General features: G+C 73.2%; 12 protein-coding genes and 1 pseudogene. 2 read left to right on the top strand and 11 right to left on the bottom strand.

The window, feature by feature from the left end; genetic code table 11:
- From ABZ457_RS29710 to ABZ457_RS29690, 5 genes and pseudogenes are all read right to left on the bottom strand, one after another.
- Positions 1 to 251: pseudogene (locus ABZ457_RS29710) on the bottom strand (aspartate-semialdehyde dehydrogenase); the annotation flags it as partial.
- Positions 252 to 276: 25 nt separating this feature from the next.
- Positions 277 to 1,548: an aspartate kinase gene (locus tag ABZ457_RS29705; RefSeq protein ID WP_359163877.1), complete on the bottom strand. Its 1,272-nt coding sequence runs from the start codon at positions 1,546 to 1,548 to the stop codon at positions 277 to 279.
- A 273-nt stretch (positions 1,549 to 1,821) separates the two neighbouring features.
- Positions 1,822 to 2,481, bottom strand: coding sequence for a DUF5063 domain-containing protein (locus ABZ457_RS29700; protein WP_359163874.1), 660 nt, complete (start codon positions 2,479 to 2,481; stop codon positions 1,822 to 1,824).
- On the bottom strand, positions 2,474 to 3,073 hold the full coding sequence (gene recR / locus ABZ457_RS29695) for a recombination mediator RecR (RefSeq protein ID WP_018845883.1): 600 nt from the start codon (positions 3,071 to 3,073) through the stop codon (positions 2,474 to 2,476). Before recR ends, ABZ457_RS29700 begins: the two co-directional genes overlap by 8 nt.
- A 148-nt stretch (positions 3,074 to 3,221) precedes the next feature.
- Positions 3,222 to 3,557 carry a YbaB/EbfC family nucleoid-associated protein gene (locus ABZ457_RS29690; protein WP_359163870.1) on the bottom strand — a complete coding sequence of 112 codons (336 nt, stop codon included), beginning with the start codon at positions 3,555 to 3,557 and terminating at the stop codon, positions 3,222 to 3,224.
- 382 nt (positions 3,558 to 3,939) lie between these two features.
- On the opposite strand from ABZ457_RS29690, the gene ABZ457_RS29685 reads away from it, so the two are divergent.
- Entirely contained in the window at positions 3,940 to 4,692 is a 753-nt protein-coding gene (locus ABZ457_RS29685; protein WP_359163867.1) for an SLATT domain-containing protein, read from the top strand.
- Between the two features lie 84 nt (positions 4,693 to 4,776).
- Here ABZ457_RS29685 and ABZ457_RS29680 read toward each other — a convergent pair whose 3' ends face one another.
- The 4 genes from ABZ457_RS29680 to ABZ457_RS29665 form a co-directional block, all read right to left on the bottom strand.
- Positions 4,777 to 5,661 carry an SGNH/GDSL hydrolase family protein gene (locus ABZ457_RS29680; protein ID WP_359163864.1) on the bottom strand — a complete coding sequence of 295 codons (885 nt, stop codon included), beginning with the start codon at positions 5,659 to 5,661 and terminating at the stop codon, positions 4,777 to 4,779.
- Between the two features lie 354 nt (positions 5,662 to 6,015).
- A complete protein-coding gene (locus ABZ457_RS29675) occupies positions 6,016 to 6,666 on the bottom strand; it encodes a hypothetical protein (RefSeq protein ID WP_018845887.1) in 651 nt (216 codons plus the stop codon).
- A 150-nt stretch (positions 6,667 to 6,816) separates the two neighbouring features.
- Complete coding sequence (locus ABZ457_RS29670) at positions 6,817 to 9,369, bottom strand: dolichyl-phosphate beta-glucosyltransferase (RefSeq protein WP_359163861.1); 2,553 nt, start codon at positions 9,367 to 9,369, stop codon at positions 6,817 to 6,819.
- Entirely contained in the window at positions 9,366 to 10,097 is a 732-nt protein-coding gene (locus ABZ457_RS29665; RefSeq protein ID WP_359163858.1) for a GntR family transcriptional regulator, read from the bottom strand. Before ABZ457_RS29665 ends, ABZ457_RS29670 begins: the two co-directional genes overlap by 4 nt.
- Before the next feature lie 108 nt (positions 10,098 to 10,205).
- Between ABZ457_RS29665 and ABZ457_RS29660 the strand changes: the two genes are divergently transcribed.
- Positions 10,206 to 10,760 (top strand): hypothetical protein, encoded by a 555-nt coding sequence (locus tag ABZ457_RS29660; RefSeq protein WP_359163883.1) that lies wholly within the window; start codon positions 10,206 to 10,208, stop codon positions 10,758 to 10,760.
- 111 nt (positions 10,761 to 10,871) lie between these two features.
- Here ABZ457_RS29660 and ABZ457_RS29655 read toward each other — a convergent pair whose 3' ends face one another.
- Both ABZ457_RS29655 and ABZ457_RS29650 read right to left on the bottom strand, forming a co-directional pair.
- Positions 10,872 to 12,644, bottom strand: coding sequence for an FG-GAP-like repeat-containing protein (locus ABZ457_RS29655; protein ID WP_359163880.1), 1,773 nt, complete (start codon positions 12,642 to 12,644; stop codon positions 10,872 to 10,874).
- Positions 12,645 to 12,951: 307 nt separating this feature from the next.
- Positions 12,952 to 13,398, bottom strand: a 447-nt coding sequence (locus tag ABZ457_RS29650) for an aminotransferase class III-fold pyridoxal phosphate-dependent enzyme (RefSeq protein WP_359163855.1), incomplete at its 5' end; no start/stop codon positions are given.

Raw genomic sequence — 13,398 nt, 5'->3', positions numbered from 1 at the left:
GGCGCCCACCGCGCGGACACCTCGCCCGGCACCAGGAACAGCGCCACGTCGATGCCGTCGAGGGCGTCCTCGGTGAGCGCGACGACCTCGCACTCCTGCCCGCGCACGGACAGCTTGCGCCCGGCCGAGCGCGGGGAGGCGACGAGCCGGATCTCGCCCCAGACGTCGGCCCGCTGCGACAGGATGCGCAGCAGCACGGCACCGGCGGCGCCGGTCGCCCCGACGACCGCCAGTGCCGGTCCGTGGATCATCGCCCCGCGCCCGGGCGCGGGCGGGTCATCGCCCGGTGCCGCCGTAGACGACCGCCTCGTCGGAGTCGGAGTCCAGGCCGAAGGCCGTGTGGACGGCGCGGACGGCCTCGTTGACGTCGTCGGCGCGGGTGACCACCGAGATGCGGATCTCGGAGGTCGAGATCAGCTCGATGTTCACGCCCGCGTCGGAGAGCGCCTCGAAGAAGGAGGCGGTGACGCCCGGGTTGGTCTTCATACCCGCGCCGACCAGGGAGATCTTGCCGATCTGGTCGTCGTAGCGCAGCGAGTCGAAGCCGATGGCGGCCTTCTGCTTCTCCAGCGCGGCCATCGCCTTGGCGCCGTCCGTCTTGGGCAGCGTGAAGGAGATGTCGGTCAGGGCGGTGGTGGCCGCCGAGACGTTCTGCACGACCATGTCGATGTTGATCTCGGCGTCGGCGATCGTACGGAAGATGGCCGCGGCCTCGCCCGGCTTGTCGGGCACACCGACGACGGTGACCTTGGCCTCGGAGACGTCGTGGGCGACTCCGGAGATGATGGCGTGCTCCACCTTCTGATCCCCTCGCGGTTCGTTGCTGACCCAGGTCCCCTGCAGCCCCGAGAACGAGGACCGGACGTGGATCGGGATGTTGTAGCGGCGTGCGTACTCGACGCACCGGTGCAGCAGCACCTTGGAGCCCGAGGCGGCGAGCTCCAGCATGTCCTCGGAGGAGATCCAGTCGATCTTCTTCGCCTTCTTCACGACCCGGGGGTCGGCGGTGAAGACGCCGTCGACGTCGGTGTAGATCTCGCAGACCTCGGCGTCCAGCGCGGCGGCGAGCGCGACGGCGGTGGTGTCCGAGCCGCCGCGGCCGAGGGTGGTGATGTCCTTCTTGTCCTGGGACACACCCTGGAAGCCGGCGACGATGGCGATGTTGCCCTCGTCGAGCGCGGTGCGGATGCGGCCCGGCGTCACATCGATGATGCGCGCCTTGTTGTGGACCGAGTCGGTGATCACGCCTGCCTGGCTGCCGGTGAACGACTGGGCCTCGTGGCCCAGGTTTTTGATCGCCATGGCCAGCAGGGCCATGGAGATCCGCTCTCCGGCGGTCAGCAGCATGTCGAATTCGCGCCCGGCAGGGATCGGGGATACCTGCCCGGCGAGATCGATCAGCTCGTCCGTCGTGTCGCCCATCGCCGACACCACGACGACCACCTGGTGGCCGTTCTTCTTGGCATCGACGATTCGCTTGGCGACACGCTTGATGCCTTCGGCATCGGCGACGGAGGAGCCTCCGTACTTCTGCACGACAAGGCCCACGTGCGCTCCTCGCTCGGTCTTCTGCAGCCTGCGCTGCGGTCGGCTCAGTCTATCGAGCAGCCCGGGATCACCCTCCTCGTGCCACATGATGAGATGTCCCGCTCATCACACGGCCGAGGCGATCGTGGTGGATCAGGGTGGAATCCCGGAGCTGCCCGCAGGGGGCGACTGCCCCGGGCCGATGCGGGGTACGCGGGAATGTGCGCCATGTCACGCGCCGGAGCGCACGCTCGGAGCGCGCGGGCGCACCCGAGGGCGCGCTCCAGGGCAAGGTCAGCGCGCCCGGCGGAGCCCCAGCGGCGCCGCGATCTCCTCGACCATGACCTTGCCGGCCTCCTCCGCGAGGAGCTCGTCGGTCAGGTCCTCGTCCGTGTCCAGGCCGTCGAGCGCCGCCAGCGGCTGGTCCAGGCGGACGTGCGCGACCAGGGACTGGAGGGCGCGCAGGGTCGCCGAAGCGGTGGGACCCCAGTTGGAGAAGTACGAGAACTGCCACCACCACAGGGCCTCGGTGACGCGGCCGGCCCGGTAGTGCGCCAGCCCGTGGCGCAGGTCGCTGACGATGGTGGCGAGGCTGTCGGAGATCCGCGAGGGCACCGGCGCCTTGCGCGGCTCATAGGGGTCGAAGACCTCCGAGAAGACGTCGACCGGGTCGAGCAGGACGGCGAACCGCTCGCGCAGCTCGTCCACGTCCATGTCCGGTCCGGTGTCCGGCTCGTAGCGCTCCTCGGGGAGGATGTCCTCGTGCGCGCCGAGGCGTCCGCCGGTCAGCAGCAGCTGGGAGACCTCCAGCAGCAGGAACGGCACGGCGCTGTCCGGCTCGTCGCCCTTCGCGACCTCGGCGGTCGCGACGATGAACGACTCGATCGAGTCGGCGATCTGGACCGCGAAGTCGTCCGGGTCCTGGTCCACGGCGTGCAGCATGGCGTCAGACATCGAGCAGTCGTCTCCCCTCGAAGGCACGCCCGAGCGTGACCTCGTCGGCGTATTCCAAGTCTCCCCCCACCGGGAGTCCGCTGGCCAGCCGCGTGACCTTGAGTCCCATCGGCTTCACCATGCGTGCGAGGTACGTGGCGGTCGCCTCGCCCTCCAGATTGGGGTCCGTGGCCAGGATCAGCTCGGTGACCGTGCCGTCGGCGAGACGCGCCAGCAGCTCACGGATGCGCAGGTCGTCGGGGCCGACGCCCTCGATGGGGCTGATCGCCCCGCCCAGGACGTGGTACCGGCCCCGGAACTCGCGCGTCCGCTCGATCGCGACGACGTCCTTGGGCTCCTCCACGACACAGATGACGGCCGGGTCGCGGCGGGGGTCACGGCAGATCGCGCACTGCTCCTGCTGGGCGACGTTGCCGCACACCGCGCAGAAGCGGACCTTGTCCTTGACCTCCAGCAGCGCGTGCGCGAGACGCCGGACGTCGGTGGGCTCGGCCTGCAGGATGTGGAAGGCGATCCGCTGCGCGCTCTTGGGACCGACGCCGGGCAGCCTGCCCAGTTCGTCGATGAGGTCCTGAACCACGCCTTCGTACAACGGAACGCCTTTCCCTGCGTGCTTGCTGCTTACGGTAGTTGGTGAACGTGACGCACAGAAGACGCCCGGGCGGCCGGAAGGAAGCGGACCGTGCGGGGCGCCCGCGGCCGGACGGCCCGCGCACGGGTCACAGCGGCCCGCGCACGGGTCAGAAGGGCAGACCGGGCATGCCGCCGAGGCCCTGCGCCAGCGGGCCGAGCTTGTCCTGCTGAAGCTGCTGCGCGTTCTCGTTCGCGGCCTGGACGGCGGCGACCACCAGGTCCGCGAGGGTCTCGGTGTCCTCCGGGTCCACGGCCTTGGGGTCGATGACCAGGCCCCGCAGCTCACCGGAACCGTTGACCACGGCCTTCACCAGACCCCCGCCCGCCTGGCCCTCGACCTCGGTCCGCGCCAGCTCCTCCTGGGCCCGGGCCAGGTCCTGCTGCATCTTCTGCGCCTGCTGGAGCAACTGCTGCATATTGGGCTGCCCACCACCGGGAATCACGGGTCACTCCTGTCCGTACGGATGTCGCTTCGGTACGGCCGAGCCTACGTGGTGGCCGTGGGCGGTGCCCCACCCGCCGGTGCGGAAGTCCCCCCGGCGCCCGCCGGGCCGGCGGGGAACTCTTTCGGGTGAGAGGGACCGGTCGCGACCAGCCTCCTTTACCTGACCACACCCCTCGTGCGGGCGGAAATACGGGGATCGGCGGGCCAGGGCCCACCATTCGGCGGTATGAAGGGGGCCAGCACGTGGGCGGGGGCACCAGAACGCACGCGCGCACCGTACGTCACACGGTGTAACGTCAGCAGCTTTTGAGCACCTTTTTTCGAGTTCTTGAGCACCGTGTCAGCCAAGCCGCAGCGGTAAGAGGTAGAGGAGCGCGCCGGTGAGCCAGCCGGAGATGCAGCCCGGGGGGCCTGCACGGGAGGAGGGCGGCAAGGAGCCGCTGGGTGACCTGACCGGGCGGGCGTTCCCGCTCGGCGACTGGGGCGAGCCCGCGGTCCGCCTCGACGAGCTCTACCGCTGGGTGGAGGCGGACGCGCTGCGCACGGCCGACTGGTACCTGTCGGACCGGACCCGCAAGCGGCGCTGGGCGCGGCTGCTGCGCCTGGGCACGGCCCTGGGCGTGGTGGGCGGGGCCGCGCTGCCCCTGCTGGACCTCGCGGGAATCCTGGGCTCGGGGGCGCCCTGGGGGTATCTGTCACTGCTGCTGGCCGCCGCGTGCATGGCGTGCGACCGGTACTTCGGGCTCACCGCCGGGTGGATGCGGAGCGTCGCGACCGCGCAGGCGGTGCAACGGCGGCTCCAGGTACTCCAGTTCGACTGGGCCTCGGAGAGCGTCAAGGAGGTCCTCGGTCCGGCCGAGGGCACCGCGAGCGAGGCCGCCGAACGCTGTCTGGGGGTGCTGCGCCGCTTCTCGGAGGACGTCTCCGACCTGGTGCGCACGGAGACCTCGGACTGGATGCACGACTTCCGGGTGCCGGGGCCCTCGCCGCTGTCGCTCTCCCCGCTGCCCGCGCGCGGGCAGGAGGCGGGACCGGCGGGGCCGGCGCCGGGCGTCATCCAGGGCCGGTTCCCGCTGCCGCCGGGCACCCGCCCGAACATGCCCCGCCAGCGCCCGCCGGAGCCGCCGCGCTGAGGGGCGCGACGGCTCCGGGGCGGGTCCGGGGCGGCTCCCGGGCCGGGGCCGGTCCGGCTTCGGGTCCGGGCGGGCCCGGCGGGGTCAGCCCAGGCCGAGGACGGCCGCGGCCCGGTCCGCCATCGCCGCCTCCCCGGCCGCGTTCGGGTGGACGGGGACGATGTTCGTGCCGAAGAGCAGCGGCTCGACCCAGCGGGTGCCCGCCGGAGCGCAGGCGTCGCGGCCCTGGGAGGCCCCGGCCATGTCGACGAAGGTGACACCGGTCTCGTCCGCCGCGCGCTCCACCGCCGCGTTCAGGTCCGTCTGCATGGCCCGCAGATAGGGGATGTCCCCCTTGGCGACGGGCATCTTGAGGAAGCAGCCGGGGACGGCCTTCTCGGGGACGATCCACGGGTAGCCGAGGATCGCGATCTCCGCGTTCGGCGAGGCGGCCCGGATGCGGTCGAGCGCGGTCCTGATCGCCGGATAGGTCTTGTTCCGGATGTCGTTGGAGAACTTCGCCCCGTGGGTGTCCTTGCAGGGGCTGCCCTGGCCGGCGGTGAGGACGCCGAGGCTCCCGCAGGCGACGATGGCGCTGATGAAGGTGTTGTTGTCGTTGCCGCCGATGGTCAGGGTCACCAGGTCGGTGTCGGCGCTCAGGGCGTTGTACTGCGGTGGCACACCCGGGTACTGGGCGGTCGCGAAGTGCTCGGTCTTCGCGCCGCCGCAGGTGACGTCGGTCAGGTCCGCGCCGCTGCGGGCGGCCAGCAGCTTGGGGTAGTTGCGCGTGGTGCGGGCGCAGAGCAGGGAGGCGGACGGGTCGAGGGGGAGGACGCCGGACCCCGCGCTGTAGCTGTCGCCGAGGGCGACGTACTCCAGGGGTTCGGGGGTGGTGGCGGCCTGGGCGGGGGCGGCGGCGGTCAGTCCGGTGGCCGCCGCGGCGACGGCGACGCAGGCGGACAGGGCCCGGTCGGGGATGCGGAACGGCATGGGGGACGCTCCTTCGGGGCAGGTGAGGCGGCTCGTGCGGGGCAGGTGGTGCGGCTCCGGGCATGGTGGAGCGCCCGGTGCACCGGCCTGCGGAGCCACGACCTGTACTCCGGGGCGCGTTCACCCGTTCGGTGCGGGAAGCGTAAGCGCGTGCCCCGGCGGCGGTTCCTGTGACGGGACCCCAACTCCCGCCGCCGATTTCGTGAATCGTCACCAACGCGGGACCGCCGACCTGTGCTTGTACGCCGGCCCGCCAACCGCCGAGGCGGCCGGCCTGGCATGTCACCGGGCCGGCCCCCGCACCCTCGGCGGAGCCGGCCCCGCCGCGTCAGCGGCCGGCCCCCGTCCGCCGCGTCAGCTGAAGATGATCATCGAGCCCTGTCCCAGGCTCCGGGTCGCCGCCGCGTGCAGCCCCAGCCACACGTACCGCTCCCGGGCGAACGGGCTGTCGTCGTACGGCATCGGGCCCGCGGGCTCCTCCAGGGCGGTGGGGCGCTCCGGCGGGGCGGGCGCGGCCGGGGGGTTGGCCGGGTCGATGCCGATGACCGGGGCCACGTACTCGAGTTCGCGCAGCAGGCCCTGGGTGGAGCCGAGCGGGCCGCCGCCCTCCAGGAGCTCGTCGTTGAACAGGGGGGCGGGGAAGTCCACCGGGACGTAGGCGCCCGCGTGGTCGTAGTGCCAGACCAGATGCGACTGCTGGGCCGTCGACTCGAACATCTCCAGCAACTGCTCGTAGTCGCCCCCCAGTTCGTCCACCGGGGTGACCGCCAGGCCGCACAGCTGGAGGAGGTAGGCGCGACGCAGGAAGTGGAGCGCGTCGTAGTCGAACCCGGCGACCGGCGCGACATCGCCCGAGAGGCCCGGCATATAGGCGAACACCGGCACGGTCGGCAGACCGGCTCCGGTCAGGGCCTGGTCGTAGGAGGCGATCTCCTCGGCGAACGGGTTGTCGGGGCTGTGGCACAGCACGTCGACAAGGGGGACCAGCCACAGGTCACAGGCCAAGGGAGGACTCGCTCTCAGCAGTTCGGGAGGGTGTGCTCGACGGGCTCGCGGACGGACGGGACAGCGTAGTCGGGGGTGGTCGTACGGCGTAGAGGGCGGGTGCCTGGGCGCTCGTACGGACCCTGGGACGGGCGGGGCGCGCGGCGGCGGTCAGCGCGTGCCCCCGGCCGCCCCCACGTCCCATACCCATACCCCGGCGACGCGCTCCCCCGGCCGGCCGAGCAGCTTGGTGACCGTTTCGTAGAGCGGCGCCTCGTTGTACTGCGGGGGCAGTACGACGACGCCCGCCCGCCAGGCCCGCAGGTCCGCCTCGGCCTGCGCCCGCCACTGGGGGCCGATCTCGGGCACCTGTCCGGTGTCGCGGACCTCACCGAGGAGGTTGGAGGTGTGGCGCGGGGTCGCGCCGTAGATGCCGATGCGGTCCGGCCCCCAGGGGCCGTTGAAGTAGCCGCCCGCGACGGGGAAGCCGAAGCCGGTGGACGACTGCCAGTACAGGGCCTCCGCGCTGCCCGGGTTGGGCAGCGGCACCGTCACGATCGACTCCCCCTCGCCCAGGTAGGAGCGGTACGTGCCGTGCGCGATGAAGCCGGGCACCTCGGCCCGCTCGCGCACCGGGTACGGCGTCGGCAGCACCGGCACCAGGGCGGCGGCCAGCGCGGCGAAACCGGCGGCCCGGTGCACCCGGAGCCGGGCACCGGCCAGCCGGTCGGCGGCGAGGGCGAGGAGCATCCCGAGGACCGGGGCGCAGATCATGGCCGTCCGGGACTCGATGACCGACTCGAACAGCGGCTGGTGGGCGAGGAGCCGCCACGGCCCGGTGAGGACGAGGTCCGTGTACGGGACGCGGAACTCGACGCCGAGGGAGAGGAACGCGGCCACCACGGCCGTCGCGGCGAGCGCCTTGACCAGGGCGAGCCGCCAGAGCCGGATCACGATCGCGGCGGCGAGGGCGACGAGCGGCCAGCCGTAGAAGGCGTTCTGCTCGGTCCGGTTCATCGCGAGCGGATCGGCGCCCGCGTCGGTCCCGGCGAGCGAGCGTCCGGCGAACTGGAGGAAGGCGAGCGGGCTGTTGCCGGTGTTGTCGCCGTGCATCACGCTCGCGTAGCTCTGCGGGCCGAAGAACTGCCAGCCCAGCGGGAAGGACACCAGCGGCAGGCAGACCAGCAGCGCGATCCCCAGCCCGCGCAGCAGCGGCCGCCACGCCCGCCGGGCGACCTCGGGCCGCACCACCGCGTACGCGAGGGCGAACAGCAGCATGCCGACGGCGGCGAGCAGCAGCGGCTCCTCGCCCAGGAAGACCTGGTACGCGGCGAACAGGCCGAGGAGGACCCCGTCCCGCACGGTGCTCCCGCCCGCGGCCCGGGCCCCCGGGGCCTTCTCGGACGGGACCGCGCCGTCGGCCGGGACCACACCGTCGGACGGGACCGCGCCGCCCCCGTCCCCGGCGGAGACCGCGCCGCCCCCGGTGGAGACCGCGCCGTCGACCAGCCGCAGGGCCCGGTCGACGATCAGCGGCAGCATGAACAGGACGAGGAAGTTCGGGTGCGCGTTGCCGTGCGAGATCATCGGCGGCGCGAAGGCGGCGAAGGCCGCGCCGAGGGCGGCGGCCCACCGGTGGCGGACCAGCCGGCGGGCGATCAGCCAGTACCAGGCGGTGGCGGTCGCCGTCAGCCCCAGGGTGAGCACCAGGGCCCAGGTGACCGTCGGGCCGAACAGCAGGGTGACCGGGGTCAGCGGCACGGAGAGACCGAGCATGACCGTGTTGGCCATCAGGTTCACACCCTCCGGATGGCCCTGGAGGGTGGTGAAGAGCGGGTTGCGCAGATGGGCGACGTTGTCGGCGGTGACCGCGAAGAACCACTCCCACTGGTTCTGGTCCTGGCCCGCGTCCCGCAGATAGCCGCTCGACAGGTCGGCCCACAGCCCCTTGTAGAGCAGGACCGACGCCAGCAGGAAGAGCCCGGTGACCGCGAGGTCGGTGCGGCGCACGGCACGGGTCCGCAGGCGCACCAGCTCCAGCAGCACCCGGCCATAGTCACCGGGCCGCACCTTGGAGCCGGGGACGTGCGACCAGCGCACCGGGACCTCGGTCACCGGCCATCCCCGGTTCCGGAAGAAGCGCAGGATCTCGACGTCGATGCCCCAGCCGGTCAGCCGGGAGTCGGCGAACGCGGCGCGCGCCTTCTCGCCGTCGAAGAGCTTGAAGCCGCACTGGGTGTCCCGGATGCCGGGCACCGCGACCAGGCGTATCAGGCGGTTCCCCGCGCGGCCCAGCCACTCGCGCAGCCTGCGCTGGTGGACCTCGATCCGGGCGCCGGGCCGGGCGCGGGAGCCCACGGCGGCCTCCGCGCCGGTGCGGGTGAGCGCCGCGTCGAGGCGGTCCAGCTCCTCGACGGGGGTCGCGAGGTCGGCGTCGGTGAACAGCACCCGGCGGCCGTACGAGGCGAGCACCCCGAGGCGCAGGGCGTGGCCCTTGCCCCGGTTGGGGCCGCCGGAGAGCACCTGGATGCGCGGGTCCTCGGCGGACGCCTTCTCGGCGACCTCGGCGGTGCCGTCGGTGGAGCCGTCGTCGACGACGATCAGCTCCCAGCTGCCCCAGCGCTCCGGGTCCGCGCAGAGATGGGCGCGGATCGCATCCAGCGTCGGCCCGAGCCGGCTCTCCTCGTTGTACGCGGGGACGACGACGGTCAGATCCACGCTCACCCCCGCACCGGCCCCTCGCCGGCGGCCGGGTCCGCGGCCGCGCGGGCGTCCGCGTCCAGGCGGTCGGCCCAGGCCAGGGCCTGGGCGTCACAGGAGTGGATCTCGGCGCGCATGCCTTCGGTGTCCCCCCTGGTCACGGCGTCGACGATCCGCTCGTGGCCGTCCCACAGCCAGTCGGAGGCGGCGGGGTCGGCGCGCAGGTGGGGGACGGCGAAGACCCAGGTCTGCACCCGGAGGCGGTGCAGGAAGTCGGCGATGCAGGCGTTGTCCAGGGCGGCGCCCAGCTCCCGCCAGAACCGCAGGTCGTAGCCGATCAGGATGTCCAGGTCACCGGCGCGGGCGGCCCGCGCGGCCTCCTCGGCCCGGCGGCGCACGGCCATCAGCGTCGGGACGTCGAAGGAGACCCGCACATGCTCCCCGCCGCGCAGGACGCCGTCCACGACCAGGGCACGGGCCCGGACCATGGTGCGGAAGTCACCGACGGAGAAACGATGCACCCGGAAGCCGCGGTGCTGGTCGGAGTCGAGCAGCCCCTGCGCGGACAGATCGACCAGGGCCTCGCGGACGGGGGTCGCCGAGACACCGTACTGGTCCGCGATCTCCCGGACGGTGAACTCCTGCCCGGGCGCGAGGCGGCCCGCGAGCACCTCGTCGCGCAGCGCGTCGGCGATCTGCTGCCGCAGGGTGCTGCGGGTGACGGCGGTGCCGCCGGTGCCGTTGCCGGGCATCGTGGCGTTCTCCTTCTGCTTCGGTCCCGGACACGATAGGCCAGGGCCCGGTGGACGGGGTCCGGTGCACAGGGTCCGGATGTGAGGGGAGAGCCGGAAGTGACGGATGTGTTCGAGCCTGCGAGCGGGGACGGGCCGCTCCCGGAAGGGGCGGTACGCCGGGCTCCGGCGGGTGTGGGCGAGGCCCCGGCGGGGGGCGGCCCGGCCGGGGAGACGGCGGAGGCCCCGGGCGGGGAGGCGGCGGAGGTCACAGCGGCGGCCCGGGCGCGGGCCGCCGAGGTGGCGGCCGCCTTCGAGGGGCTGCTGCGGATCCGCCGGGTCACGGCGGACCCCGCGGTGCCCGACCCGGAGGCCCGGCCGGCCGCCTGGGAGCTGCACCGGCCGGTCCGGGCCGTTGCCCTGGCCCTGGAGGCGGCGGGGCTCCCGCCGTCCGCGACCGCCCCGGACGGCTCCCGCACGGCGACGGGCTACCGCGTGGCGGAGGGCGAGCGGCCGGGCACCGCGCGCGTCGAGTGGCCGGGCCCGCCGGGCGGCGGGGCCGCCCAGGACGAGGAGGCCCGCCTCAAGGAGTGCGCCCGGGTCCTGACCCGCCTCGGCTGGGAGGCGCTCCTGTACCGCGGACCGCGCCGGCGGCGGTACCTGGAGGTGGAGCCGGGGGCGTGAACGCCCGTGGGGCGGGGCGCCCGCGCGCCCCGCCCCACGGGTCCGGTCGGAACACGGCCCCGGGACCCGGAACACGAAACCGGAACCCCGGACCGCGAGCCGGAACCCGGATCAGTAGAGGCCCGAGTACTGGGTCCAGCCCGAGCTGCCGATCGTGACCTTGGCGTTCCACGTGCCCCGGCCGTTGGCGTCGTAGCGGTGCAGCGCGCCGTTGCTGGTGCGTGCGAGCAGGTCCGCGCGGCCGTCGCCGTTCAGGTCGCCGGCGACCAGCAGACGGTCGAACTGGCGCCAGGCGGTGGAGCCGATCTCGCGCTTCGCCTTGAACGGCTTGGCGGCGACGCCGGTGCCCTCGTAGAGGTACATACGGCCGTCCTTGCCCCGGGCCAGCACGTCCGCGCGGCCGTCACCCGTGGTGTCGCCGCCGCCGAGGACGGCGTTGAACTGCTGCCAGCCGCCGGTGACCCGCACCCGGCTGCCGAAGGCCGTGCCCGAGCCGTTGCCCGGGAACACCCACAGCACACCGGACTTGTCGCGGCCCAGCAGGTCGCCCTTGCCGTCGCCGGTCAGGTCGCCGGGGCCGGTCAGCAGGTTGTAACCGCTCCAGCTGCCGCTGAACTTCTTCAGCGAGCCCGACTTGTGGCTCAGGTTGTAGAGCGCCCCGTTGTAGACCTCCAGCAGCGTCGTCCGGCCCGTGTCGTCGAGGGAGGAGACGGGCGTGAGCTTGGCGCCCTTCCACGCCCCGACCGCGCCGATCTGCTGACGCGCCGACAGCTTGCCGTTGTTGAGGTCCCAGTAGTAGAAGAGCGTGCCCTTGGGCTGGAGCGCGAAGACGGTGTCCCGGCCCCACGAGGCCATGTTGCCCGCGTTCGCGAACTGGTTGACCGTGTGCCAGCCCGAGCCGAGCTTCACCCGCGGGCGGAAGGAGCCGGTGCCGGTGGAGCCGAGCAGGTAGAGGTCGCCGCTGACGGTACGCGCGAACAGGTCGCCGTTCCCGTCCTCGTCGAGGTCGTCGATGCTGACCAGCGAGTTGTACTGGTTCCAGCCGGAGCCGACCTTGACCTTGGCCTTGAAGGGCCGGGAGGCCACACCGGTGCCGCTGTAGAAGTACAGGTCGCCGGCGGTGGTGCGGGCGAACAGGTCCGCGATGCCGTCGTTGTTGACGTCGTTCATGCCGACGAGCTGGTCGAACTGCTGCCAGCCGCCGCCGATGAGCTGCTTGTCCCCGGTGAACGGACGGGAGGAGTTCTTCGCGCCCCGGTAGAGGAAGAGCTGGCCCGCGTGGTTGCGGGCGAGGATGTCCCCGACGCCGTCGCCGGTCAGGTCACCCGGCGAGAAGACCTTGTTGAACTGCTGCCAGCCGGTGCCCGAGTAGAAGCCGTAGGCGCTGTCCGTGTAGCTGTCGTACGCGGTGAGGCGGCCGGCGGCGGTCAGCGTGAAGTGCGCGGGCCCGCCGTTGCGCATCCCGGAGGCCGAGAAGACGTCCTTGTGGACCTCTCCGGAGGAGGCCGTGGAGCTGTAGAACGGGTACTCGTAGGTGTCCGAGCCCGTGGACACGTAGAACGAGCCGTCCAGGTCCTGGAAGATCAGGTCGGAGAGGCCGTCGCCGTCGACGTCGCTGCGGGGCAGCGCCAGCGGGGCGCCCGCGTCCTGGGCGCTGAACTCGCCGCGGGGCGCGGCCGGGGCGCGGTCCAGCTTCAGACCGGGGGCCTTCGCCTCGGGGGCCTCCGGTTCGACGACCGGGCCGGGCCCGGCCGGGGTGGCGGCCTGGGCGGTGGGCGCGGCGAGGAGCATGCCGGCGGCCACGGCCAGGGCGGTGCAGGCGGCGACGCGCACGCGGCGCCGCCGGGTTCTGTGCGAGCTGGCCGCGGCGCGGCCGGACTCCATGGAAGTCAAGGTCCCCCCTCGAAGGGTGTCGCCTGCGCGGCGGGCCCGCGGCGCAGCGCGGTGGCGCGCGCTCGTCGGGTGTCCGGAGGCGATCCGGAACGCCAGGCAGAGTAGTGGCACCCGGATAGACGTTCGAGGCGGGACGAGGGATGTACGGGATCCCGATCTTTCTTCACAGGTTTTCCACGCGGCCGCGGCAACCGGTACGCGGAGCGGGGAATGGCCGGGGGCGGCACCCTCGCCGGGTACCGCCCCCGGCCCGGCCGTCACCCGGCCCGGGCCCGGACTCGCGCTGTGCGCAAGCCGGTTACGCCGTCGCGCCACCGCCCTGGGCGGTGTGCTCGTCCGCGACCGACAGCGCCGCGTCGAGGATCGCGATGCCCTCCTTGGCCTCCGCCTCCGTGACGTTGCAGGCCGGAACGACGTGGGTGCGGTTCATGTTGACGAAGGGCCAGAGACCGCCCTGCTTGCACGCGGCGGCGAACGCGGCCATCGGCGCGTTCGCCTCGCCCGTCGCGTTGTACGGGACCAGCGGCTCGCGGGTCTCCCGGTCGCGGACCAGGTCGAGGGCCCAGAACATGCCCAGACCGCGCACCTCGCCCACCGAGGGGTGGCGCGCGGCGAGTTCGCGCAGAGCGGGGCCGACCACCGTCTCGCCCAGGTGGGCCGCGTTCTCGACCACCTTCTCCTCGGCCATGACCCGGATGGTGGCGACGGCCGCCGCGCAGGCCAGCGGGTGCCCGGAGTAGGTGAG

The organism is Streptomyces sp. NPDC005805, assembly GCF_040630445.1.
GTDB lineage: Bacteria > Actinomycetota > Actinomycetes > Streptomycetales > Streptomycetaceae > Streptomyces.
The sequence above is the reverse complement of the archived record's forward strand: the minus strand, read 5'-3'. Positions and strand labels throughout refer to the sequence as shown.